Here is a 23,568-nt window from a genome sequence, read left to right on the forward strand (position 1 = left end):
AGGGCGTCCGGCTTGACCCGCCCGCCGGGCTCGGGCGTGTAGGCCCCATGCTGCTGCAATTCTTCACGGGTCTGCGCGAGGCCCGCGTTCCGGTGTCCCTGCGCGAATACCTCACCCTGCTCCAGGCGATGGAGCGCGACCTCGCCGACAAGCGGGTCGAGGAGTTCTACTTCCTCGCCCGCACCGTGCTGGTGAAGGACGAGTCCAACCTCGACCGGTTCGACCGGGTCTTCGCCTCGGTCTTCAAGGGGTTGGAGACGCTCGGCGAGGCGGTGGAGCCCGCCGCCATCCCGGAAGAGTGGCTGCGCAAGCTCGCCGAGAAATACCTGACCGACGACGAGAAGGCCGCGTTGAAGGCGCTCGGCTGGGACAAGCTGTTCGAGACCCTGAAACAGCGTCTCGCCGAGCAGAAGGGCCGTCATCAGGGCGGTTCGAAATGGATCGGCACCGGGGGCACCTCGCCCTTCGGCGCCTACGGCTACAATCCGGAGGGTATCCGCATCGGCCAGGACGGCAACCGCAACTTCCGCGCGGTGAAGGTGTGGGACCGGCGCGAGTTCAAGGATCTCGATGATTCCCGCGAATTCGGCACCCGTTCCATGCGGGTGGCCCTGCGGCGGCTGCGCCGCTTCGCCCGCACGGGAGCGGCCGAGGAACTCGACCTCGATGGGACCATCCGCGAGAGCGCCCGCAAGGGCTTCATCGACGTGAGGCTGCGTCCCGAGCGTCGCAATGCCGTGAAGGTGCTGCTCTTCCTCGATGTCGGCGGCTCGATGGATTGGCACGTGGAGCGCGCCGAGGAGCTTTTTTCGGCGGCGCGCTCCGAGTTCAAGCACTTCGCGCACTATTACTTCCACAACTGCCCCTACGAGGCGATGTGGACGGAGAACCATCGCCGTCACGACGAGCGCATCCCGCTCCTCGACGTGATCCGGACCTACCCGTCCGACTACCGTGTGGTGTTCGTGGGCGACGCCTCCATGAGCCCCTACGAGATCGCCCATCCCGGCGGCTCGGTGGAGCACTGGAACGAGGAGGCGGGCGAGGTCTGGCTCGGCCGCATTCTCGATCACTTCCCGAAAGCAGTCTGGCTCAACCCCGTTCCGGCCGAGCACTGGGCCTACACGCCGTCGATCGGCATGGTCCGCCGCATCTTTTCCGACCGAATGTTCCCGCTGACGCTCGAAGGGTTGGATGGGGCGATGCGGGCGCTACTGCGATAGGCGACGCCGTAAGCGTTGGCCGCCAAAGTCGGCCGCCTGGGGTTCAGGCTCGCCGAGTGGCGGCGGATCGAGCCGCCTGGAAGGCCGCCAGGGCCGTGATGAGGACTGCGAGCGGCAAGGCGCCGTAGACGGCACCGATCACGACATATTCCGTTTCGAATGCTGTATGAGTGTGCTCGGCGCCGCAAGGCGACCGTCCGAACAGCAGGGTATCCCGCGCAAGATCCGCGTTCATCAGCAGGACGAGTGCGCAGACGCAGACCAAGACGAGGCTTGTCAGACAGATCAGCCACGGTACCCCGGCCTCGGGATGGCTTCGCGCACGGTGCCGCGAACGCCATACCAGCCCGAGGGTTGTGGCCCCGAAGGGAGGGCTCAGGAGCGCGCCGGTCAGGAAGGGATCGATGTCGTTCTGCGTGCAGGTTCCCGTATAGCCCAGCCCTTGCAAAAGCGGGACGGGCAGGAACATCAGGATCGCGAGAACGGGAGCCACCGGCGGCGCACCCCGAGGCAGATCTTCAGCCCTGGCGGGCCGGGGTCGTCACCACGAGGCCGTCGAGTTCGGGCGTCACGCGGATCTGGCAGCACAGGCGCGAGGTGGCGCGCACGTCCGAGGCGAAGTCGAGCATGTCCTGCTCCATCGGCTCGGCCGGCCCGACCTTGTCGGCCCAGGCCTCGTCCACGTAGACGTGGCAGGTGGCGCAGGCGCAGGCCCCGCCGCACTCGGCATCGATGCCCGGAACGTTGTTGCGGATCGCCGTCTCCATGACGGTCGAGCCGACCTCACCATCGATCGTGCGGGCCGTGCCGGCGTGATCGACGTAGGTGATCTTGGGCATACCTTGCTCCGGGACGTGTCGGCGTCCGCCTGCGATCCTTCGAGGGGCGGCGTGGCGCCTGCTTGCGGGCGGCGGCGCCAGAATGCAAGCGGGAAGCGGGCGCTTTTCCGTCGCGCCGGGAGCGATGGCCCGGACCGCCGCCTTGAGGCGACGGCAAGCCGGGCCTGTTCGAGCCATCTTCGACATCCTGCCGCAGCGGCATGTCATATGCCGAGGATCGTCAGTCCTCACCGGAACCGTGCTGCACTGCACAACGTCGTGTCCGCGAACACGGCGGCGTGAGGCCGCCCGTTCCGACGAGGACGAGGCGATGGCACGAGGCCGAGCGGGCACTGCAGGGAAGCGATCTGAGCTCCTCAACGATCCCCGCCGCAACAAGGGAACCGCGTTCAGTCTGGAAGAGCGCCGGGAGCACGGCCTCGAAGGGCTGCTGCCGCCGGCCGTGGAGACGCTCGACCGGCAATTGGAGCGGGTGCTCGGTCACCTCGCGGCCAAGCCGAGCGACCTCGAGCGCTACATCTATCTGATCGAATTGTCGGACCGGAACGAGACGCTGTTCTACAAGACCGTGATGTCCGATCCGGCGCGGTTCATGCCGATCGTCTACGATCCGACGATTGCCGAGGCTTGCCTCGCCTTCGGTCACATCTACCGCGGCGCCAACGGCCTGTATGTCGGCCTCGATCAGAAGGGCCGCATCGCCGAGGTGCTTCGCAACTGGCCGGTGAAGGACGTTGCCTTCGTCTGTGTCTCGACCGGCGGGCGCATCCTCGGGCTCGGCGATATCGGCGCCAACGGCATGGGTATCCCGATCGGCAAGCTGCAGCTCTACACGGCCTGCGCCGCGGTGCCGCCGCAGTCCTTGCTGCCGATCCTGCTCGACATCGGCACCGAGAACGCGGCGTTGCGTGCCGATCCGCTCTATCTCGGCCTGCGCCGCCGGCCTCCGGAGACCGACGAACTCGACGCCTTCGTGGAGGAGTTCGTCCAGGCGGTTCAGGATGTCTTTCCCGGCGCCTGCATCCATTTCGAGGACTGGAAGGGCGACGACGCCCTGCGCTTGCTGGCCCGGTATCGCGAAAAGGTGCTCTGCTACAACGACGACATCCAGGGCACGGCCTCGGTCACACTCGCCGGGCTGACGACAGCCCTGCAGATCAAGGGCGAGGTTTTGGGGGATCAGCGCTTCCTGTTTCTTGGCGCCGGTTCGGCGGGGATCGGCATCGCCGAGATGATCGTTTCCGCGCTTTGCCGCGAGGGCCTCGACGAGGCGGAGGCGCGGGCGCGCATCACCCTGTTCGACGTTAACGGCCTGATCGAGCCCTCGCGGACGGATCTCACGCCGCAGCAGAAGGCCTTCGCCCAGAAGGCCGAGCCCGAGACCGATTTCGTCGCGACGATCGAGCGGGTGAAGCCGACGGCGCTGATCGGCGTCTCGACGAGCGGAGGCGCCTTCGACCGGAAGGTGGTCGAGGCGATGTGTCAGCTCAACGAGCGACCGATCATCTTCGCCCTGTCCAACCCGACCGAGAAGGCGGAGGTCTCGGCCCAGGACGCCTATGCGTGGTCGAAGGGGACGGTGCTCTACGCGGCCGGCGTTCAGTTTCCCGACGTCGCGGTCGACGGCAGGACCTACCATCCGGGGCAGGCCAACAACTTCTACATCTTCCCGGCCATCGGGCTCGCCGTCTACGCGACGCGGCCGCAGCGGATCACCGACGCGATGTTCATCGAGGCCGCCCGCGCCTGCGCCGATCAGGTCGGACCGGACCTGCGCGCCAAGGGCATGCTGTTCCCGGCCCAGAGGGACATCCTGCAGACGGAGGTGACGACGGCGGCGCGGGTGGCCGAATTCATCTTCGACCGTGGCGAGGCCGGCGTGCCCCGTCCCGACGACATCCGCGCCTGGCTCGAAGGGCTTCTCTACAAGCCGGGATACTGAAGGGTCCTCACGCCTCCAGGCCGACGCTGCCGAGCGCTTCCAGCGTCTGCTCGACGGCGCGCCGCAGGGTCCGGAGATCGGCCTCGCCGACGGTGCGGAACCCCGCCTCCACGGCCGCGCTCGCCTGCGCCACCCGCATCGCTCCGACGCCGAGCGCCGCGCCCTTGAGGGTGTGGGCGAGGTCGGCCCGGTCTCCCGCCGGGCGGCCCTCCTCCGCGAGGGCCGGCAGCAGCCGGCGGCACTGATCCTCGAACAGGCTCAGCACCTCGCGCGCGAGATCCGCGTCGCCGAAGGTCTGCGCCTCGAGATGGGCGCGATCGAGCAGAGGGGTGGGGGGTTTCTCAACGTCCACGTCCGTTCTCTTCGTCTGCTTGATGATCGATGGTCGGGGTTGCAACGGTCGTCCAATCCGCCCGGCTCCACGGAAAACGGGGTCGGGCGCGGCGACCTGCCTGTGGGCGGCGCGGGCTATCCACAGCGCAGGGCGGCCCGAGGCGTACCGGTTTCACGCTGCAGGCGTCAGAACTTGGGCCCTGTGCCGGATCACGGGACCTGGCTTGGTAACCATTCCGTTAAGGTTTCTTGGGTGCGCCGGGCCGATCGGGTATCGGGTGCGGGTTCCCAGGGACTAAAGTTCCGTGGGACGTCGGGTAAATCCGTCTCCATTGCGGAGAGCGCGAGCTCCGCACTGGACGGCGATGCGTACGAGGGTTGCATGGCCACCGAGAAAAAGCTGAAGGATCCGGCGGAGGCGGCCCTCTCCGCGATCGAGCAGGCTTTGAATCTGGACATCCCGGCGCCGGGCGAGGCCGCCCGTGTCGAGCCCCGCCTGCCCGATGTCGGCGACGGCGACCTGCTGGCCGATCCCTTTTCCGAGGCCGGGGGACGCCGCACCCCGAACCTCGACATCGATCCCGCCGCCTCGGAGCTTCCCCTGCCGGAGCGCGGCCGCTCGCGCCGCGAGGGCGGCCTGCTGCCGCCCGACCGCTCGCTCGTGGCCAACGATGACCGCCAGAACATCGGCATCCTGCAGCAGACCCTCCGGGTGCGGCCCTCGCGCAAGCCGTACCTCGTCGCGGCGGTCGCCTCCTTCTTCTGGCTCAACGGCCTCGTGGCGCTCGCCTGGAACCAGTCCGGCGGCGACCTGAAGGCGTTCATCACCGGGCTCACCGCGCTTCAGGCGGCGGTGGTGGCCACCGCCATCGCCGGGCCGATCGTGCTGTTCCTCATCACCGCGATGCTGGCGGTGCGCGCCCACGAGATGCGCCTCGTCGCCCGCGCCGTCGGCGAGGTGGCGATCCGGCTGGCCGAGCCGGAGAGCTTCTCGACGGATGCCGTGCTGACCATGTCGCAGACCGTGCGCCGCGAGGTCGCCGCCGTCGGCGACGGCGTGGAGCGGGCGCTGGCCCGCGCGGGCGAACTCGAAACCCTGGTGCGCGGCGAGATCTCGACCCTGGAACGGGCCTATTCCGACAACGAGATCCGCATCCGCAGCCTCGTCGACGAGCTGATCGCCCAGCGCGAATCCATCGTCGGCAGCGCCGACCGGGTGCGCGGCGCGATCACCGGCTCGCACGAGAACCTGTCGAGCGAGCTGGAGGGTGCGGCCGAGCGTATCGTCGCGGCGATCAACGGCGCGGGCGAGCGCGTCACGGGCGCGCTCGATGCCCGCGGCGAGGCTATCACCACGGCGCTCGGCGAAGTCGGCGAGCGGGTGGTCGGCAACGTCTCGACGCGCGGCGACGACCTGATCCGCCAGCTCACCGCCACCAGCGAGGGCGTGCGCGGCGGCCTGGAGGAGATCGGCACCAACCTGACCAGCGCGCTGCAGCAGCGCGCCGACGAGGTGACGCAGGCCTTCGAACGCACCGGCGGGGCGCTGACCCGCACGCTGGCCGACAATGCCGGCGCCGTCGCGCAATCCCTGTCCGAGACCGGCACCGGCCTGATCGAGGCGCTCGACCGCCAGGGCGGCGCCGTCCGCGAGACCTTCGAACGCTCGACCAAGGGCCTGGAAGAGGCCTTCCTGTCGCGCGGGACCGAGCTGACCGAGCGCTTCGCCCAGACCGGCGGCGCGATCACCGCGCGCTTTGCCGAGACCGGCGAGGGCCTGAGCCGCCACTTCGCCGCCACCGGCGCGGCGATCTCCGAGGACATCGCCGCCCGCGGCGCCTTGCTTCGCACCGAGATCGAGGCCGCCGGCACCGGCGTGTCCGAGCTGATCGAGGGCCGCGGACGCGACGCGCAGGCCGCGCTGGCGCTCGCCGCCGGCAGCGTCGCCGACGACTTCTCCGCCCGCATCGACGGCGTGCGCGCGGCCTTCCTGGTCTCCGCCACCCGCGCCGCCGAGACCATGGACGGCCGCGGCCTCGAATTGGCCGGCCGCATCGAAGCGTCAGCCACCCGCGTCGAAGACGTCATCGCCGTCCAGGGCGGCGCGCTGGCCTCCAATCTCGACGCGGCGGGCGAGCGCGTCGTTGGACTGATGAGCGACCGCGCGGCGCAGGCCGCCGCCACCGTCGAGGGGGCGCTTGCCGGGCTCGGCTCGTCCTTCGCCGCGAATGCCTCCGGCACCGCCGAGCGCCTGCGCGAGACCGTAGCTCGGTTGGGCGACGCCCTCGACGCGCGGGCCACTGCCGCCCATGACGGCATCCGCCGCAACACCGAGGCCGCGACCGAGAGCGTCGGCGCCAGCGTCGAGACGCTGGAGCGCCGCCTGCGCGAGGCCATCGAGACCGTGGGCGGCCTGCTCGCCGAGCGCACCGCCGAATCCACCGCGCGGATGCTGCACACCGCCGAGGAGACCTCCGGCGCCGCGCAGGCGCAGGCCGCCGCGGTCGCCGCGCGCTTCGCCGAGGCTGCCGAGACCCTGCGCCGGGCCGCCGACGAGGCCGCCGCCGCCGTGGAGACCCGCTCAGACGACGTGGTCGGCCGGTTCCAGGCCGCCGCCGAGCGTGTCGGTGGCGAACTCGGCAGCCGCAGCGAGAGCGCGTCCCAGACCCTCCACGCCGCGATCCAGCGGATGGCCGACGAACTCACGGCCCGCAGCGCCGAGGCGACCGGGGCGCTGGCGCTCGCCGCCGCCCATGCCGGCGGCGAGATCAGCAATCGCACCGACCAGTCGATGCAGTCGCTTCAGGATCTCCTTCGGCAGGTGGCCGACGAGATCGCCGTCCGCGGCTCCGAGGCGAGCGTCGCCCTGTCGCTGGCCGCGGCCCAGGCCGGCGGCGACATCGGCAGCCGTGCCGATCAATCGGCGCAGGGTCTGCGCGCCCTTCTGGGTCAGGTCCGCGAGGAGATTGACGGCCGCAGTGCCGAGGTCACGCAGGCCCTGGCGCGGACCGCCGAGCGCGTCGGCGGCGAGGTCGGAACGCGGACCGAGGAATCGCTGCGGACCTTACGCGACGCGCTGGACCGGATCGGCGACGAATTGTCGGCCCGCAGCAGCGAGACCACCGCAGCTCTTGCGCGCGCGGCCGAGCAGGCCGGCGGTGCGATCGACACCCGTACCGAGGCGTCGCTGCGGACCTTGCGCGAGACTCTGGCCCGGGTCGGCGACGAGCTGTCGGCCCGCAGCGAAGAGGCCACCGCGGCGCTCGCCAGCGTGGCCGAGCAGGCCGGCGGCACGGTCGGCACCCGCACCGAGGCGTCGCTGCGGAGCCTGCGCGACGCCCTGGCCCGGATCGGCGACGAACTCTCCGCCCGCAGCGAAGAGGCCACCGCAGCGCTCGCCCGCGTGGCCGAACAGGCCGGCGGCGAGGTCGGTGGCCGCACCGAGACGGCGCTGGAGGCCCTGCGCGAGACGCTGCGGCGGCTCGGCGACGAGGTCGCTGCCCGCGGCGCGTCCACGGCGCAGGCGCTGTCGCGCACGGCCGACGGCGTCGGCTCCGAGCTTGAGGCTCGTCTCGCCGCCCTGGAGGAAGGTTTCGACCGTCACGGCCGCGGCGCCGCCGCGCTCATCGCCCGCCAGTCCGACGAGGCGCAGGTCCGCCTCGAAGGGGCCGGCCGCGAGGTGGCGCTGGCCATCGCCGGCCACGCGTCGCAGGTCGGCGATGCGCTCCACCGCAGTCATTCCGCCTTCGTCGAGACTGCCGACGGCCGCGCCCGCGCGGTGGAAGAGGCGCTGGGCAGCCGCCTGGCCGCCCTTCAGGAGACCATCGCCCGCGGCGACATCCTCGCCGACCGGATCGCCGGCAACGCGCAGTCGCTCGGCCAGACCCTGGATTCGCGTCTCGCCGAGATCGACCGGATCATCGCCGTGCAGGGCAACGCGCTTGCCGATTCCCTTGCCGAGCGGGCCCGCCTCGCCAGCGAGACCGTCGAGTCGCGCATCGGTGAGATGGAATCCCTCTCGGCCAAGCGCGCCGCGGAGATCGGTGAGAGCTTCGCGGCCCTCGTCGGCCATGTCGACACGCGGCTCGGCGCTCGCGCCAACGCCCTCAACGAGACCCTGGTGCTGCGCACCTCCGAGATCGCCCGCACCCTGGACGAGGGCAACCGCATTCTGGGTGAATCCCTCGACCGGCGCATCGAAGGCTCCGCGCAGGACATCGCCGACCGCGGCCGCGCCGTGGGCGACGTTCTCGCGGCCCGCGCCGCCGAGATCGCCGAGCGCCTCGAACGCACGACCCAGGATCTCGCCCGCCGCCTCGACGAGGGCGCCGAGCGCCTCGATACCGGCGTGGTCGCGCGCCTCGACACCCTCAGCGGCACGCTGGAGGAGCGCACCCGCCATCTCGACGAGTCCTTCGGCATCCAGGCGCTCGAAGCGGTGCGCCTGATCGAGAGCCGCACCCGCACCATCGACGGCGAGCTGACCGGCCGCATCCGCGACCTCGTCGCCCTGCTGGAGCGCCGCGGCGGCCTCGCGGTCGAAGCGCTCGGCGGCCATGTCGAGGCACTCGCCCGCCTCTTCGACGAGCGGGCCGAGAGCCTCAACCACCTGTTCGACGAGCGCGGCGGCGCGCTGGCCGCCGATCTCGACCAGCGTAGCCGCGCGACGGTCGAGGGTCTCGAGGGCCGCCTCTCCGAGATCACCGGGGCCCTGGAACAGGGCGGCGCCTCGCTCGGCGCCCTGCTCGACCGCCGCGGCACCACCCTGCTCGCCGCCCTGCGCGATCTCGTCGGGCAGGTCGATGACCTCCTCGGCGAGGGCGCGGGCCGCCTCGGCTCCGCTCTCGACAGTCGTGCGGAGGAGATCCGGACTCTGCTCGACAGCCGCGCCGACGACCTGCGCGGCCTGATGGAAGGCAGCGCCGGCCGGGTGCGCGGCGAACTCGAAGCCGGTTTCGGTGCCTTCGAGACGGTGCTGGAGGAGCGTCTGCGCACGGTGCGCGACCTGCTCGACGCCCGCAGCAACGAGATCCGCGACACCTTCGATCACCGCACCGACGACCTGCGCGGCCTGATGGAGGGCGGTGCCGGGCAGGTGCGCGGCGCCTTCGATGCCAACCTCGGCGCCCTGGAGACGGTGCTGGAGGAGCGTCTGCGCACGGTGCGCGACCTGCTCGATGCCCGCAGCGGCGAGATCCGCGACACCCTCGACAGCCGCACCGGAGAGCTGCGCGGCCTCGTGGACGGCAGCGCCGGCCGTGTCCGCGGCGAGTTCGAGACGGGGCTCGACGCCCTGCGCGCTGCCCTGGAGGAGCCGGCCCGCACGGTGCAGGACCTGCTCGACAGCCGCGCCGGCGAGATCCGAGCCATGCTCGACGCCCGCGGCGACGACCTTCGCACGACGCTCGACGAGCGGGCCCGCACGGTTCAGGACATCCTCGACCACCGCACGGGCGAGATCCGCGGGCTGCTCGACGGCCATGCCGGCCGCCTCGACGAGGGCTTCCAGGGCCGGATCCTGCCGCTCCAGGAGGCGCTGACCGAGGGCGCACGCCTGTTCGTCGAGACGCTGGAGGGCGGCATCGGCCGTGCCGCCGGTGAGGTCGATGCCCGCACGCGGGGCCTCGCCGCCCTGTTCGACGAGCGCCTCGGCGTCCTCGGCGACATCGTCGACGGACGCGGCCAGCAGGTCGCGCAGACCGTCGAGGGGCGGACGCAGGAGCTGGTCCGCCTGTTCGACGAGTTCCAGGCCCGCCTCGGCGCGCTGGTGGACGAGCGCTCGACCGCGCTGACCGGCCGTCTCGACGGCCAGACCCAGGCGATGGCGGCCCTGTTCGACGAGCGGATGCAGAGCCTCGATGGGCTGGTGGAAACCCGCGGCGGCGCCTTCGCGCAGCTCGTGGAGCGCCAGGCCGCGGCTCTGGCCCAGACCGTCGACAGCCGCAGCGAGGACTTTACCGCCCGCATCGACGCACGCCTGCGCGCCTTCGCCACGGTGGTGGCGAGCCGCGCCAACGCGCTGGCCGATGCCTTCGACGAGCGCCAGGACGCCTACGCGGCCCTGATCGATGAAGGCATGGCCCGCATGGCCACCGCGCTCGACGAGCGCGCCCGCCAGCACGTGGCCCAGTTCGAGACGGTCGAGGAGCGCCAGAAGGCCGTCGCCGCCCTGGTCGAGGCCGGCACCGACCGGATCGCGGCGGCGCTCGACGAGCGCGCCCGGCAGCAGGCGGCGCTGACCGAGGCCTTCGACGGACAGCGGGACGCCTATGCCAGCCTGATCGAGCAGGGCACCGCCCGCATGGTCGCGGCCCTCGAAGAGCGGGCGCGCCACCACGCGGCGCAGGCCGAGACGGTGGAAGAGCGGCAGCGGGCCGTCGCAGGGCTCATCGAGGAAGGCACGGCCCGCCTGGTCGCGGCGCTCGACGAGCGCGCGGAGCGGCAGGCGGCCTTCACCGAGGCCTTCGACGGGCAGCGGGACGCCTATGCGAGCCTGATCGAGCAGGGCACTGCCCGGATGGTCTCCGCTCTCGAAGAGCGCGCGCGCCGTCACGCGGTGCTGGCCGAGGCGTTCGATCGCCAGAAGGAGGCCTACGCGGCCCTCATCGACGGCGGCACCGCCCGGATGGTCGCGGCGCTCGACGAGCGGGCCGAGCGGCAGGCGGCGCTGGCGGAGACCCTGGATGAGCGCCAGGGCGCCTATGCCTCGCTGGTGGAGGACGGCATCATCCGCATGGGCCGGATGCTGGAGGAGCGCGCCCAGCGTCACGCCGCCGAGGTTCAGAGCCGCGTCGCCGCGCTGGCCGAGACGATGGATCAGCGCAATGCGGCGCTTGCCCGCCTGATCGACGGCCCGGCCGCTTCCCTGGCCGACGCGCTGGCCGAGCGGGAGCAGGCCCTCGACCGGCTCATCGCCGACAAGGGCACGCCGCTGGTCGAGGCTCTGCGCGAGCGCACCGATGCCATCGTCGTTCGCACCGCGGAGTCGGCCCAGGCTCTGCGCGCGGCCTTGGACGAGGGCGCGGCGGCATCTGCCGACACCCTCGCCCAGGCGAACGAGCGGGTCCGCCGCGACGTCGCCGGCTTCCTCAGCCGGATCGAGAGCGCCAATGACGGGCTGAAGCATCTCGTCGGCGGCGCCTCCGAGAACCTCGCGGCGGTCGAGCAGGGGCTCGCGGCCCGTGTCGAGCAGATCCAGTCGGCCCTCGACCGGGTTGCCGCCGACACGGCGCAGGCTTCCGACCGGGTCTCGACGCAGGTCGTGGCCCTGCGCGAGGCCTCGCAGGGGGCGCTCGCCCAGGCGTCCGACCTCGCCGAGACCCTCGACGCCCGCGGCCGGGCCCTGGTGGAGCACACCGGCACGCATGTCGGCGCACTCTCGCAGGCCGCCGGCACCCTGGAGGCGGTGGAAGGCCGTCTCGCCGAGAGCTTGACGAACCGGCAGGCGGTGATCGAGGCGGTGCTGGCCCGTCTCGAGGAGCGCAGCCAAGCCATCGAGGCGCAGACCGGCCGCTTCGGCAGCGTGGTCGAGGAGACGCTGCGCGCGGCCGAGGCCCGTGCCCGCGAACTCAGCGAGAGCGTGGCCCGCGCGGCCCGCGAAGCCGGCACCGCGGTGGCGGGCGACTTCGAGCGCCTGCGCAGCGGCGCCGACGAGGAGAGCGCCCGCACGGCGGGGGCGGTCCGTAGCGCCATCGAGGCGGCCTCCGCCAAGATGATGGAGAGCTTCGCGGCCGCCTCCGGCCAGTTCGGCGACTCGGTCGCGCGGATGAACGCGATGGCCGCCGAGATCCGCCGCGAGCTCGACGCGACCCGCGCCGACCTGCAGCGCGGCGTCCTCGACCTGCCGCGCGAGACGCAGGATGCGACGGGCGAGATGCGCCGTGTCGTGGCCGAGCAGATCGACGCGCTGAACGAGCTGGCGGCGCTCGTCGCCCGCTCCAACCGCTCGGTCGATGTCGCCCAGCCCGCGGCGCAGGCCCGCGGCGCCGAGCAGCGCCGCACCGCCGAGGGAGGCCGCGCCGCCTCCGCGCCCGCCGCCGCACCGCAGCCGGCGCCTGCGCCGGCCCGCGCTGCGGCGCCGACGGCGGCCCGGCCCCAGGCGGCGGCTCCCGCCCCCGCGCGTCCGGCGAGCCCGGCCGCCGCTCCGGCCGGAGCCCAGACTCCCGTCCAGGGACGGCCCGGCACCCGCGACAACCGCGGCTGGCTGTCCGATCTCCTGACTCGCGCCTCGCTCGATGACGACGGCGCCGAGGCGATCCCCGTCCCGGCTACTGCGCCCGAGACGAAGGGATCGGTGGAGCGGATCTCCCTCGACGCGATCTCGACCGATATCGCCCGCATGGTCGATCATCAGGCCTCGGTCGAGTTCTGGCAGCGCTACCGCCGCGGCGACACGAACCTGTTCGACGGCCGCCTCTACACGGCGCAGGGCCGCCAGACCTTCGAGCAGATCCAGCGCCGCTACCGGGCGGATGCGGAGTTCCGCCGCACGGTCGACCGCTATGTCGGCGAGTTCGAGCGGCTGCTCGGCGAGGTGACGAAGAACGACCGCGACACCAAGCGCGCGGACGCCTACCTCACCTCTGAGACGGGCAAGGTCTACACCATGCTCGCCCATGCCAGCGGCCGGTTCGACGAGGCCTGAGGCGTGAGGGCTGGATGAGGCGGGTTCGGTGTCGCCGAGCCTGCCTCGGGACGTAATCGACCGGAGCATCCAACGAAAAAGGCCCCCGGCGCTTGCATGCGCCGGGGGCCTTTTCTGTCTCGTGTCGCTGTCCCGAGGGAGCCGTTTCGTCCTGATTCCGGCTGATCACTTCGGCCCTGCCGGGATGCCTCTCACCCCACATGCGGGACGAGGGTGGCGCCGGTCGATCGAACCGATCGCGCCGTGGCCGGATCACTCCATCACGGCGGCCTTCATGATCACCACCATCGTCGCCCGGCCCGGCTCGTCGCCGAGACAGCGGATGCTGTGCGGGCGGTCGCAGCGGTAGCGCAGGGTCTCGCCGGCATTGGCCCGCTGGACCTCGCCAGCCACCTCGACCTCGAAGCTGCCCTCCAGCACCGACAGCGACTCGACCGAGCCGCGCTGATGCGCGTCGGATTCGAGCACGCCGCCGGCATCGGCGGTGACGTCGTACCATTGCAGCCACTCGACGGTCTTGATCCAGCCGATGATGGCGAGCCGCACTTTCCCGTCGTCGGAAACGAGCCGCGGGGTGTCGGCGCGGGAGAAGCGCTCGATGAAGGGCTCTTCGTCGGAAGTGGCGAGCACACGCTCGATCGATACGTCGAGCGCCTGGCTCAAGCGCCAGATCGTGGCCAGTGTCGGATTGGTCTCGTTGCGCTCGATCTGGCTGATGATCGACTTCGCCACGCCGGATTGTTCGGCCAATTCAGAGAGGGAGAGGTTGTAGGCCTTGCGCAGCCGCTGGATCGTCTTGCCGAGCTGGCCCGAGAGCACCTGCGCGCCGCTGGCGAGATCCTTCGGCCGTCCGCGTTCGAGGCTTGCCGCTATGTCCTGCATCACGTCGGTCCGCTGAAAGTGCCCGCCGAACTCTCCGCGCGCCGAAGACACCCTCGCGGGCGGATCGGATCACGAAATCGTGGGCGGGGCACCGAAAGGCGTTCCGTTATCCGAACGAGCGTTTGATCTGTCAAACGCAAATCGACGGCGAAGGGCGGTTTCGTCCCTGCCCTCGGTGCTGGCTGGAGCGCGAAACTATTGCCAGAGCGTGTGGAAATGGTGGAGCGGACCGTGGCCGTGGCCGACGGGCACGGAATCGGCGGCGCGGATCGCCGCCGTGACGTAGGTCTTCGCCCCGCCCACCGCCTCGGCGAGGCCCTGCCCACGGGCCAGACCGGCCGCCACGGCCGCCGAAAGGGTACAGCCGGTGCCGTGGCTGTTGCGCGTCTCGATGCGCGGCGCCGCGAATCGGCGCAGGGTCCCGTCGGCTGCGATGAGATGATCGACGCTTTCGCGGCCCTCGCCGTGGCCGCCCTTGATCAGCACCGCCCGCGCCCCGCGCCCCAGCAGCCGGCGGGCTTGGCCCACCGCCTCGTTCTCGTGTCCGGCCTCCGCCTCGTCGAGTAGGGTCGCCGCCTCCGGCAGGTTGGGCGTGACGACGGTGGCCAGCGGCATCAGCGCGCTGCGCAGGGTTTCGACGGCTTCCTGCGAGATCAGCCGGTCGCCGCTGGTGGCGACCATGACGGGGTCGAGCACCAACGGAATGCCGGCGGCGTGCCGCCGCAGGCCCTCGGCCACCGCCCGGATCGTCTCGGGCCGCGAGAGCATGCCGATCTTCACCGCACCCACCGCGAGGTCGGCGAAGACCGAGTCGATCTGCGCGGCGACGAAATCTGCGGGCACGTCGTGGATCGCCTGCACGCCCGTCGTGTTCTGCGCGGTCAGCGCGGTGACGACGCTGGCGCCGTAGACGCGAAGCGCCGCGAAGGTCTTGAGATCGGCCTGGATGCCGGCGCCCCCGCTCGAATCAGAGCCGGCGATGGTCAGGGCGATGGCGGTCATGGGCGTCTCCCGTCGTCGATTTTTGTGTCGGCCACCTCTCGGGACGATGCTCTCTTGTTGTTTGCGCATCGTCTTTTTCGAAGGCCGTCCACCGCCTTTCGGGACGATGCTCTAGCGCATCCCCGCGTTGCCGCGCTGCCCGAGGGCCTCGTCGACCCGCGCACGCAGATCCCGTGCCTTGGCCTCGGTGGCGCCGCCCTTGAACAGCGCGCCGATCAGCGCCACCCCGTCTGCACCCGCCCGGATCACGGAGGCCGCGTTGCTGGCGTCGATCCCGGCGATCGCGCCGAGCGGGAGGGCCTGGCCGCGGGCAAGCCTGGCGCGGAACACGATCCGCTGCAGCCCGTCGAGGCCGACCGGCGGATCCGGGTTGTCCTTGCTGGCGGTGGCGAAGACGCCGCCGATGCAGGCGTAGTCGATGGGTAGTCGGTAGAGCTCGTCGGCCTGGGCGCCGGTCTTCACGGTGAGCCCGATGATCGCGCGCGGTCCGAGCAAGCGGCGCGCCTCTTCCGGGTGGAGATCCGATTGGCCGAGATGCACGCCCTCGACGCTGGCGGCGAGAGCGAGATCGACCCGATCGTTGACCAGCAGCGGCGCGCGGCCGGCCACGGCGGCGTGGATCGCCCGGATCCGCGCTAGCGCCGCGCGGGCGTCCGTCAGGTCCTTTTCGCGGTACTGGAGCAGGGTGGCGCCCCCGGCCACGGCCTCCGCCGCCAGGGCGGCGAGCGTTGCCGCATCGCCGCCGAGCACGCCGATATCGAGGATGCCGTAGAGGCGCAGGTCCACCGCGATGCCTGCCGACGGCCGGGCCAAGCCGAGCCCTGCACCGCTCCCCGCGTCATGCCGTCTCTCCTGCCCCGCCCCGATGCTCATGCTGCCCCCGATCCCGTTCGAGCGTCTGCCGTCCGAGCGCCATCGCCGCTCGCCATCGCCGCTCGTTGGGCCGCTCCCTTCGGTGATCCTGCTTTCGATCTAGCAGGATCGGCCCGCCGCGGCGACCGTGACCGTACTCGGCTGCGGATGAGGCCGTCGCCTCCGTTGACGGTGAAGGGGCCGATCCGGCAAGAGCGAGGCGGTGGGTCGGAACCGCTTCCGCCGCCGAGGAAGGCCCGAGGAGAGGGGCTCAAGGCCGACGAACGCATGAGCACGGCCGAACCGGGTGTGACCGCCGCCGTGGCGGATGCGGGGATGCGCGATGCCAGCGCCTCCTCGGTGGGGCTTGTCGCCGTGATCGTCGCGGCGACGGACGGGGAGCCGCGCGCGCTCACCGTTCAGGTCGGAGGCCAGGCCAAGGGCCGCGAGACCGCCCTGCCCGCGGGACCTCTGGTGCCCGAGCATGCCACGCTGGAGCGGGGCCTGCGCGCCTGGGTCGAGCAGCAGACCCACCAGCGCCTCGGCTATGTCGAGCAGCTCTACACCTTCGGCGACCGCGACCGGGAGGACGGGCAGCACGGCGTGCACCTGCTTTCCGTGGCCTACCTCGCGCTCGTGCGCGAGCTGCGCCCGGCGGGCCTCGCGGAGGCCGCGTGGCGCAACTGGTACCGCTACCTGCCCTGGGAGGATTTTCGAGAGGGACGGCCCCCGGCGCTCGCCGAAATCGAGCCGCGCCTGATGGCCTGGGTCGCCGCCGCCTCCGATCCGAAGCTGCGGCGCCTGCGCGAGGATCGGGTCGGTCTCAGCTTCGGCATCGGCGGTGCCTGGAACGAGGAGCGGGTGCTGGAGCGCTACGAATTGCTGTTCGAGGCCGGCCTGATCCCCGAGGCCAGCGGCCAGAACGGCGCCGCGGTGCCCGACGACCTCGCGATCACCGGCCAGCCGATGGCGCATGACCATCGCCGGGTGCTCGCGACCGCGATCGGTCGCCTGCGCGGCAAGATCAAGTATCGCCCGGTGGTGTTCGAGCTGATGCCGCCCGCCTTCACCCTGCTCCAGCTACAGCGCACGGTCGAGGCGCTCTCGGGCACGCGGCTGCACAAGCAGAACTTCCGCCGCCTCGTGGCGCAGCAGGGCCTCGTCGAGGAGACCGAGGCGCTCACCAGCGGCAATGCCGGCCGTCCGGCCCGGCTTGTGCGATTTCGGCGTGAGGTTCTGCTGGAGCGCCCGGCGCCGGGCGTGCGGCTCACCCCGTCGCGGCGGACGGTTTAGGGGCCTGCGCGGGGCTTAATTCGGCTTGGGAGAGCCGTTGGCCACCGTCCGGGGGGTGATCAGCCCTGGAGGACGCGCCCGAATTGCTCGGGGCAACCGGCCACAAGGGTCGGCGCCAGCGGCAGGTCGGCGCGGGTGCAGAGGGTGAAGCCGTAATAGGGTGTCAGCAGGTCCGCTTCGGGAACGCAGACCCAGAGACGGACCATCGGCCACTCCTCGTCCACGCTGACGAGGAGCATCCGGTGCGACGGATCAAGCGAGGCCGCCTGCTCGCGAAACAGAAGCGCGACCGACCCGACCGCTTCGGCCGCAATCCGCTTTTGTGCCCAGACCATCGGTAGACGCCCTCCCAGGGAGCGTTTGCCGGCTCGATGACGCTTCCTCAATCGATCCCGGCGCAGGGCAGGTGCCGCGGCCGCCCACGGATGAAGCGGCCGCCGAAATCGTCGGAAGATCCGGACTCCGCCGCGACGGCCCCGAGCCCGCGTCACGCCAAATCCGGTCGATCCCTTCGGGATGGCGGATTTGGCCGTCGCTCAGGTGCCGCGCGGGATTGCCAATACGCGCCCCGCTCTGATCGAGCGGAGACCGTATCAACCGGCCCGAACCGGCCTCAGGCCTGTGCTTCTTTCTTGCGGCGCGGGGCGCGGCGCTTCTTCTCCGGAGCGGGCTCCGGCTCGGCGGCCACCGGCTCGGGCGCTGCCTCAGGCTCCGCGATCCGTCGACGCTGCTGACCCAGACCGAGGGCACGCGCCAGCTCGGAGCGCTGCTCCGAATAGCTCGCCGAGGTCATCGGATAGTCGTTGGGCAGGCCCCACTTCGCCCGATACTGCTCCGGCGAGAGGCCGCGCAGGGTGAGGTGGCGGCGCAGCGTCTTGTAGGGCTTGCCGTCCTCGAAGCTGACCAGGAAGTCGTGGCTGATCGACTTGCGGATTTCCTGCGGCGTCGCCTTGGGCGGCCCGGTCTCGGTGGAAGGCCGCCCGCTCAGGGTTACCGAGCGGATCGCCTCGTGCACCTCTCCGAGAAGTTTCGGAAGATCGGCGCTTTGGACGTGGTTGTTGCTAACATAGGCAGAAACGACATCGGCCGTAAGGGTAACGAGGCGGGCCGTTTCCGCGTCCTGTTCACTGGGTTCCATGGCGCGATCTTCTGTGCGGGAGGATTACCTAAAAGACGGTAAGCTCAGAGCCGCTGATGAGCAAGTCATCATGGTTGAATTCGGGCGCACTCATGTCGAGCGGAATGAAGCGTTGCACGCGTTTCTATGCAGCTCGAATGGAAAAATCCACGATGTGTCACTGCCAGAAAAAACGATTGCCTCCACCTTACGGATGATCCGGAAGAGTCGACCGAAATATTTCATATGTTAAGAATGTGTCCGCCGTTTCGCGGAAAATGATGATGTTTCAACGAGTTGAGAATTTGCTCGGCCAAGCGGTTTTACCGTCGCCGCAGCCGATCGATCTGCTCGAAACCCGACTGTAACGAGATCACCGCGTGAGGCACGGTTCGATTGCGACACCCGGCCGCACGCCTACGTATTTTCTGTGGATTCCCTCAGGGCTGAACCGGATGTGCCAGAGGTTTGCGGCGAGCAAAACGTTCTGGTCCGGATTTGCAAAGCCCGAGATTCACCCCAACCGAGCGGATGTACAAGGCTGGTTGCCTATAGAGGTCACGAGCGTGCCAGGGGTGCCGTCCGGTGGCCGACCGGAGCGTTCTGCTCCTGAAAAGGCATCTTCGGAAACCTGCGCAACGGCGATCCGGATCAGGCGATCCGAGATCTGTCGCAGTTCGAAGCTTTGCGGATGTTTGAAAGACTGCGAGGGAGTGCTGGTGAAGCAGGATGCTCCGCGCATCTGCTTGCGCCGCCTCGCTTCTGCGACGCGTGCCGAGGGTGGTCCATGATGTTGGCGGGACGGCTGCCGACACTGCGCGCGGCGGGCGGTGTCGGGCTCAGTTCGGTCAGCAAGGGGCCGAGGCTCAAAGGGCTTCACATAACGCCCGGTCACGGCCGTTCTCGCGCTGGCGACGCCAGCGCGATGGGAGCTTTGTGAGAGACGCTCAGTCGAGGCCGAGCATCAGCCCGAGATTCTGCACCGCCGCTCCCGAGGCGCCCTTGCCGAGGTTGTCGAGGCGGCCGACCAGCACGGCCTGGCCGTGATTGTCGGAACCGAAGACCCTCAGTTCGAGCCGGTCGGTGTCGTTGAGGGCTTCCGGCTCGATGCGCTCGCGGTGGGCGCCTTCCTCCGCGCCGCGCACCACCTTCACCAGCGGGGTGTCCGCGTACCAATCGGCCAGCGCCTCCTCCAGATCGCCCGGCTTCGGGCGGCCGGGCAGGGCACCGAGATGGAGCGGGATACTGACCAGCATGCCCTGCCGGAAGTTGCCGACGGAGGGGATGAAGATCGGCCGCCGGGTGAGCCGGCTATAGGCTTCGATCTCCGGCAGGTGCTTGTGGCCGAAGCCGAGCCCGTAGAGCTGGAACGGCGCGCCCTCCCCGCGCTCGTAGCTCTCGATCATGCTGCGGCCGCCGCCGCTGTAGCCGCTCACCGCGTTGATGCTGACGGGATGATCCGACGGAATCAAGCCACGCTCGACCAGTGGGCGCAGCAGCGCGATCGCCCCGGTCGGGTAGCAGCCGGGATTGGCGACACGGCGCGCGGCGCGGATGGCCTCGGCCTGCTCCGGCGCCATCTCGGCAAAGCCGTAGACCCAGCCCGGCGCGATGCGGTGGGCGGTGCTGGCATCGAGCAGCTTGGGGCCGCCCTCCGGCAGGCTGTCGGCGAGCGCCGCGGTCTCGCGGGAGGCCTCGTCGGGCAGGCAGAGCACGACGAGATCGACCTCTGCGAGGATCGCCCGCTTCGCGCCGGCATCCTTCCGGCTCTCGTGCGGGATGCTGACGAGACGCACCCTGCCCTCGCGCTCCAGGCGCTCGCGGATGCCGAGGCCGGTGGTGCCGGCCTCGCCATCGATGAACACCTTCGGGGCGCTGACGCCGTCGGACATCGCAACAATCCTCGTTCGGCCCTGATCCGGGCCGCTCTGAAACACAGGGCGGGCGGAGCCTCCCCGTTAGGGGACGCCGCCAGCGGCACGATTTGTCGGTGGCGCGGAGGTGGAAGCTTCGTCCTCCCCTGTCAACGGCCCCCGGCAAACCCTGCATCCGCTTCCCGCGGCCGCCCTCGCGGATCTTTGTCCTTGGACAGGTTCGGCGCGGCCGGAACTGACGATGACGCCTTCTGTTGACAGCCGAATGTCGCTCAGGAGGTGAAAACCATGTCAGGCGCCGCAAAGAAGACCGATCCGAAGCTCTGGGACAAGGTAAAGAAAGAGGTCACGCAGTCGTCCAAGGGCGGCAAGCCCGGACAATGGTCGGCCCGCAAGGCCCAGATGGCCACCAGCGAGTACAAGAAGGAGGGCGGCGGCTACGCCGGCAAGAAGTCCGACGACAACAGTCTCAAGCAGTGGACCGACGAGGAGTGGGGCACGAAATCGGGCAAGGAGAGCGGCAAGACCGGCGAGCGCTACCTGCCCAAGAAGGCGCGCGAAAAGCTCTCCGACTCGGACTACGAGCGCTCGACCGCCAAGAAGCGCGCCGATTCCGCCAAGGGCCAGCAGCACTCGAAGCAGCCCGCCGATGTGGCGAAGAAGGCCGCCTCCGCTCGCAAGACAGGCGGCAGGACTGGCAAGACGTCGGACAGGAAGACGTCGGAGAAGGGCGGCTCGACCAAGGCGGAGCTGATGCAGCGCGCCCGCAAGCAGGACATTCCGGGTCGCTCGAAGATGACGAAGGGCGAACTGGAGCGCGCCCTCGCCTCCTGATCCGCGCGAGGCCGGGGGCGCCTCTGTTATCTCAGGAGCGCTTCTCGGCGCCGACGACGACGAAGCCCTGACGCTCGAAGATCGGGCGGGCCGCCGGGCTTCGCAGGAAGCTCAGGAAGGAGGCGGCCTGGGTCGCGCCGGCCGCCTCCCGCGTCAGCGCGGCGGGGTAGACGATCGGCGGGTGGCTGTCGGCGGGAAAGGTCGCAACGATCTCGACGCCGGGGTCGCTGGCCGCGTCCGTCGCGTAGACGATGCCGAGCGGCGCCTCGCCGCGGGAAACGAGCAGCAGGGCCGCGCGCACGTTCTCGGATTGGGCGACCTGACCCTTCACCCAGTCCCAGGCACCGAGCTTCTCGAGGGCGGCCTTGCCGTACTTGCCGGCCGGCACCGCATCGACGTTGCCCATGGCCAGCCGACCGCCGGCCAGGCTGGCGGTGAGATCGATGCCGGGCTCAAGGGTCACGCGCTGACCGGACCCCTTGGCCGCGACGAGGACGATGGCGTTGCGCAAGAGGTTGACGCGACTGTCGGCGCGGATCGTGCCGTTCTTCTCGGCGTAGTCCATCCAGGCGAGGTCGGCGGAGATGAAGAGGTCGGCCGGGGCGCCGGCCTCGATCTGCTTGGCCAGCGCGTTGGAGCCCGCATAGGAGATCCGGCTCGTCCCGCCCGTCTCCTTGGCCCAGACGGCGCTGGCTTCGTCGAGGGCGTTCTTGAGGCTGGCGGCGGCGAAGACCACGACGGGCTCGTCCGCGGCGCGGGCGGCCATCGACCCCGGCGACGACCAGGCCGCGAGCGCAAGCAGCAGACCGGCCATTCCGGCGCGGCGGGTCCAATGAAAGCGCGGCGCTGACATGCTGATACCCTCGAATGATCCGCAGCGTCCGATCCGGCCGCGATCGCGCCGATCCCGTGACGCCGCCTCTGCCATGAGGGGTGGCGTCGTTAAGGCGCAATCCCGCTTCTAGCCGGGGCCGGTCGACGCGGCCATGCCTTCCGCGGGTTGAGGGGTCGCCGATCAGTCCTCGTCCGGGCCGGCGGCGGACGGCTCGGGTTCGTCGGCGGTGTAGCCTTCGAGCCAGTCCAGGCTCTCCTGCGAGCCGGCCTCGTAGGGGTTTGCGGAATCGGGCTGGCCCATCGCCTTCGCGGCCTTGCCCTCTTCGAAGATCTTGCTCGACACCACGGCCATCGACCGATCCTTTCTCGATGCGGGCCCGGCGCGCCGCCGGGCCGGAGGGCGCGGGAACAGAAGTGTGTCCGAGCGGACGCGGTTCCCGCGGATGCTTCGCCGGGTTCAGGCGATGGAATCGGATTCCGGGGTCGGCTTGACCTCGGCGCGGTGGAGGCGGCTCAGCAGCACGAGCAGCGAGCCCGGCAACGGGGCCTCGAGGGCCCCCGGTGCGAGGATGTCCGCCCGCGTGGAGCGGCCGCGGTCGGGCCGCGGCTCACGCTTCACGACGACAGGCGAACGGCGGCGGACGGATCTGGGTGTCATGACGCGATAGGCACTCAAGGGCGCATGATGAACGGTACTGGGAAGCGCCCCTCGCAAGGTCCGTCAACCGGGCATGGCCCCGCCGATCGGGGGATCGACGAGGGGCAGGCTCAAGGCGCTCCGGACGATGTGAACGCCGCCTTTTGGCTCCGGTTCCGCGGATTTCGTCTAGAAATTAAACATCATGCCTGTGGATTAATCAGACTTTGTCTTGCCTGTGCTGAATGAGCCGCACCGTTCGCCGCATCCTGGATCGAGGTCGGGCGGATGGGAAGACCGTGGCTCTCGACGCGCGCGAGTGGTAGAGGGCGCTCCATGCTCGAAGGTCTGCCGCCGCACCGACCCACGCACGTCCTGCGCCTGATCACGGACGAGCCCTCCGCTCGCGCCATGACCGAGCTCTTGGGCGAGATGTTCGACCCGATGGAGACGGCGGTGGCCGCCTTCGAGGTGGAGGAGACTGGTGCGTGGCGGCTGGAGGCCTATTTCTCGGAGGAGCCCGACGCGGAGATGATCCGCGAACTGATCCGCCCGATGCTCGGCGCGCAGGCGGATGAGGCCGTCTTCGAGACCATCGACCAGCAGGATTGGGTGCGCGCCTCGCTGGAGGGACTGAAACCGGTCCGCGCCGGCCGCTTCCTCGTCCATGGCGGCCATGACCGGCATCAGGTGCGGGCCAACGATCTCGCCATCGAGATCGAGGCGGCGCTCGCCTTCGGCACCGGCCACCACGGCACCACGCTCGGCTGCCTGCGGGCCCTGGTCGACGAGTTGAAGCGGCGGCGTCCGGCCCGCGTGCTCGATGTCGGCACCGGCACGGGCATCCTGGGATTCGCCGCCGCCAAGGCCCTGCGCACGCCCGTGATCGCCGGCGACCTCGACCCCGAGGCGGTGAGCACCGCCCGCGGCAATGCCCGCCTCAACGGGCTCGGGCCCTATATGCGCCTCTACCACGCGCCGGGCGTGCGCCATGCGCTTGCCGACCGGCCCCGCGGCTTCGACGTGGTGTTCGCCAACATCCTGGCCCGCCCGCTCAAGCGGCTCGCGCCCTCGCTCACCGCCGTGGTGGCCCATGACGGCGTGCTGATCCTCTCCGGCCTGATCGAGCGCGACGTGCCGGGCGTGCTCTCGACCTACCGCCATCGCGGTTTCCACCTCGCCCGCTTCGGCGTGATCGAGGGCTGGGCGACGCTGGTGCTGCGCAGGGGCGGGGCGGCGGCGCGCCCGCGCTGAGAAGGCTG

The 23,568-nt window shown here is 70.6% G+C and carries 18 protein-coding genes; 6 read left to right on the forward strand and 12 right to left on the reverse strand.

Annotated elements, in window-relative coordinates; genetic code table 11:
* Positions 1-47 precede the first annotated feature (47 nt).
* Complete coding sequence (locus tag LPC10_RS22725; protein ID WP_231344507.1) at positions 48-1,223, forward strand: VWA domain-containing protein; 1,176 nt, start codon at positions 48-50, stop codon at positions 1,221-1,223.
* A gap of 43 nt (positions 1,224-1,266) precedes the next feature.
* On the opposite strand, the gene LPC10_RS22730 is transcribed toward LPC10_RS22725, so the two are convergent.
* Both LPC10_RS22730 and LPC10_RS22735 read right to left on the reverse strand, forming a co-directional pair.
* Complete coding sequence (locus LPC10_RS22730; RefSeq protein ID WP_231344508.1) at positions 1,267-1,692, reverse strand: hypothetical protein; 426 nt, start codon at positions 1,690-1,692, stop codon at positions 1,267-1,269.
* Positions 1,693-1,741: 49 nt separating this feature from the next.
* Positions 1,742-2,062, reverse strand: a complete 321-nt coding sequence (locus LPC10_RS22735) for a 2Fe-2S iron-sulfur cluster-binding protein (protein ID WP_108942160.1) — start codon at positions 2,060-2,062, stop codon at positions 1,742-1,744.
* A 310-nt stretch (positions 2,063-2,372) separates the two neighbouring features.
* On the opposite strand from LPC10_RS22735, the gene LPC10_RS22740 reads away from it, so the two are divergent.
* Positions 2,373-4,004 carry an NAD-dependent malic enzyme gene (locus tag LPC10_RS22740; RefSeq protein WP_231344509.1) on the forward strand — a complete coding sequence of 544 codons (1,632 nt, stop codon included), beginning with the start codon at positions 2,373-2,375 and terminating at the stop codon, positions 4,002-4,004.
* Positions 4,005-4,011: 7 nt separating this feature from the next.
* Here LPC10_RS22740 and LPC10_RS22745 read toward each other — a convergent pair whose 3' ends face one another.
* On the reverse strand, positions 4,012-4,356 hold the full coding sequence (locus LPC10_RS22745) for an Hpt domain-containing protein (RefSeq protein WP_231344511.1): 345 nt from the start codon (positions 4,354-4,356) through the stop codon (positions 4,012-4,014).
* Positions 4,357-4,719: 363 nt separating this feature from the next.
* On the opposite strand from LPC10_RS22745, the gene LPC10_RS22750 reads away from it, so the two are divergent.
* Positions 4,720-12,981: a hypothetical protein gene (locus LPC10_RS22750; protein ID WP_231344512.1), complete on the forward strand. Its 8,262-nt coding sequence runs from the start codon at positions 4,720-4,722 to the stop codon at positions 12,979-12,981.
* Between the two features lie 252 nt (positions 12,982-13,233).
* On the opposite strand, the gene LPC10_RS22755 is transcribed toward LPC10_RS22750, so the two are convergent.
* The 3 genes from LPC10_RS22755 to thiE form a co-directional block, all read right to left on the reverse strand.
* Positions 13,234-13,863, reverse strand: coding sequence for a helix-turn-helix domain-containing protein (locus LPC10_RS22755; protein WP_108942164.1), 630 nt, complete (start codon positions 13,861-13,863; stop codon positions 13,234-13,236).
* A 195-nt stretch (positions 13,864-14,058) separates the two neighbouring features.
* A complete protein-coding gene (gene thiD, locus LPC10_RS22760; RefSeq protein WP_231344513.1) occupies positions 14,059-14,865 on the reverse strand; it encodes a bifunctional hydroxymethylpyrimidine kinase/phosphomethylpyrimidine kinase in 807 nt (268 codons plus the stop codon).
* Between the two features lie 111 nt (positions 14,866-14,976).
* On the reverse strand, positions 14,977-15,738 hold the full coding sequence (gene thiE / locus LPC10_RS22765; RefSeq protein WP_231344514.1) for a thiamine phosphate synthase: 762 nt from the start codon (positions 15,736-15,738) through the stop codon (positions 14,977-14,979).
* Positions 15,739-16,005: 267 nt separating this feature from the next.
* Between thiE and LPC10_RS22770 the strand changes: the two genes are divergently transcribed.
* Complete coding sequence (locus LPC10_RS22770) at positions 16,006-17,010, forward strand: hypothetical protein (RefSeq protein ID WP_231344515.1); 1,005 nt, start codon at positions 16,006-16,008, stop codon at positions 17,008-17,010.
* A gap of 59 nt (positions 17,011-17,069) precedes the next feature.
* Here LPC10_RS22770 and LPC10_RS22775 read toward each other — a convergent pair whose 3' ends face one another.
* From LPC10_RS22775 to argC, 3 genes are all read right to left on the reverse strand, one after another.
* The gene (locus LPC10_RS22775) at positions 17,070-17,345 is read right to left on the reverse strand and encodes a hypothetical protein (RefSeq protein WP_231344516.1); all 276 of its coding nucleotides are present in this window, start codon (positions 17,343-17,345) and stop codon (positions 17,070-17,072) included.
* Positions 17,346-17,623: 278 nt separating this feature from the next.
* Positions 17,624-18,148 (reverse strand): MucR family transcriptional regulator, encoded by a 525-nt coding sequence (locus tag LPC10_RS22780; protein ID WP_231344517.1) that lies wholly within the window; start codon positions 18,146-18,148, stop codon positions 17,624-17,626.
* 926 nt (positions 18,149-19,074) lie between these two features.
* A complete protein-coding gene (gene argC / locus LPC10_RS22785) occupies positions 19,075-20,019 on the reverse strand; it encodes an N-acetyl-gamma-glutamyl-phosphate reductase (protein WP_231344518.1) in 945 nt (314 codons plus the stop codon).
* Positions 20,020-20,289: 270 nt separating this feature from the next.
* Between argC and LPC10_RS22790 the strand changes: the two genes are divergently transcribed.
* Positions 20,290-20,835: a hypothetical protein gene (locus tag LPC10_RS22790; protein WP_231344519.1), complete on the forward strand. Its 546-nt coding sequence runs from the start codon at positions 20,290-20,292 to the stop codon at positions 20,833-20,835.
* Between the two features lie 31 nt (positions 20,836-20,866).
* Here LPC10_RS22790 and modA read toward each other — a convergent pair whose 3' ends face one another.
* The 3 genes from modA to LPC10_RS22805 form a co-directional block, all read right to left on the reverse strand.
* Positions 20,867-21,688, reverse strand: coding sequence for a molybdate ABC transporter substrate-binding protein (modA, locus tag LPC10_RS22795; protein ID WP_231344520.1), 822 nt, complete (start codon positions 21,686-21,688; stop codon positions 20,867-20,869).
* A gap of 162 nt (positions 21,689-21,850) precedes the next feature.
* Positions 21,851-22,021, reverse strand: coding sequence for a hypothetical protein (locus tag LPC10_RS22800; protein ID WP_231344521.1), 171 nt, complete (start codon positions 22,019-22,021; stop codon positions 21,851-21,853).
* A 105-nt stretch (positions 22,022-22,126) separates the two neighbouring features.
* Positions 22,127-22,327, reverse strand: a complete 201-nt coding sequence (locus LPC10_RS22805) for a hypothetical protein (RefSeq protein ID WP_231344522.1) — start codon at positions 22,325-22,327, stop codon at positions 22,127-22,129.
* A 315-nt stretch (positions 22,328-22,642) separates the two neighbouring features.
* Here LPC10_RS22805 and LPC10_RS22810 point away from each other — a divergent pair, with 315 nt between their 5' ends.
* Complete coding sequence (locus LPC10_RS22810; RefSeq protein ID WP_231344523.1) at positions 22,643-23,560, forward strand: 50S ribosomal protein L11 methyltransferase; 918 nt, start codon at positions 22,643-22,645, stop codon at positions 23,558-23,560.
* Positions 23,561-23,568 lie beyond the last annotated feature (8 nt).

The sequence above is a fragment of the Methylorubrum sp. B1-46 genome, from assembly GCF_021117295.1.
Taxonomy (GTDB): domain Bacteria; phylum Pseudomonadota; class Alphaproteobacteria; order Rhizobiales; family Beijerinckiaceae; genus Methylobacterium.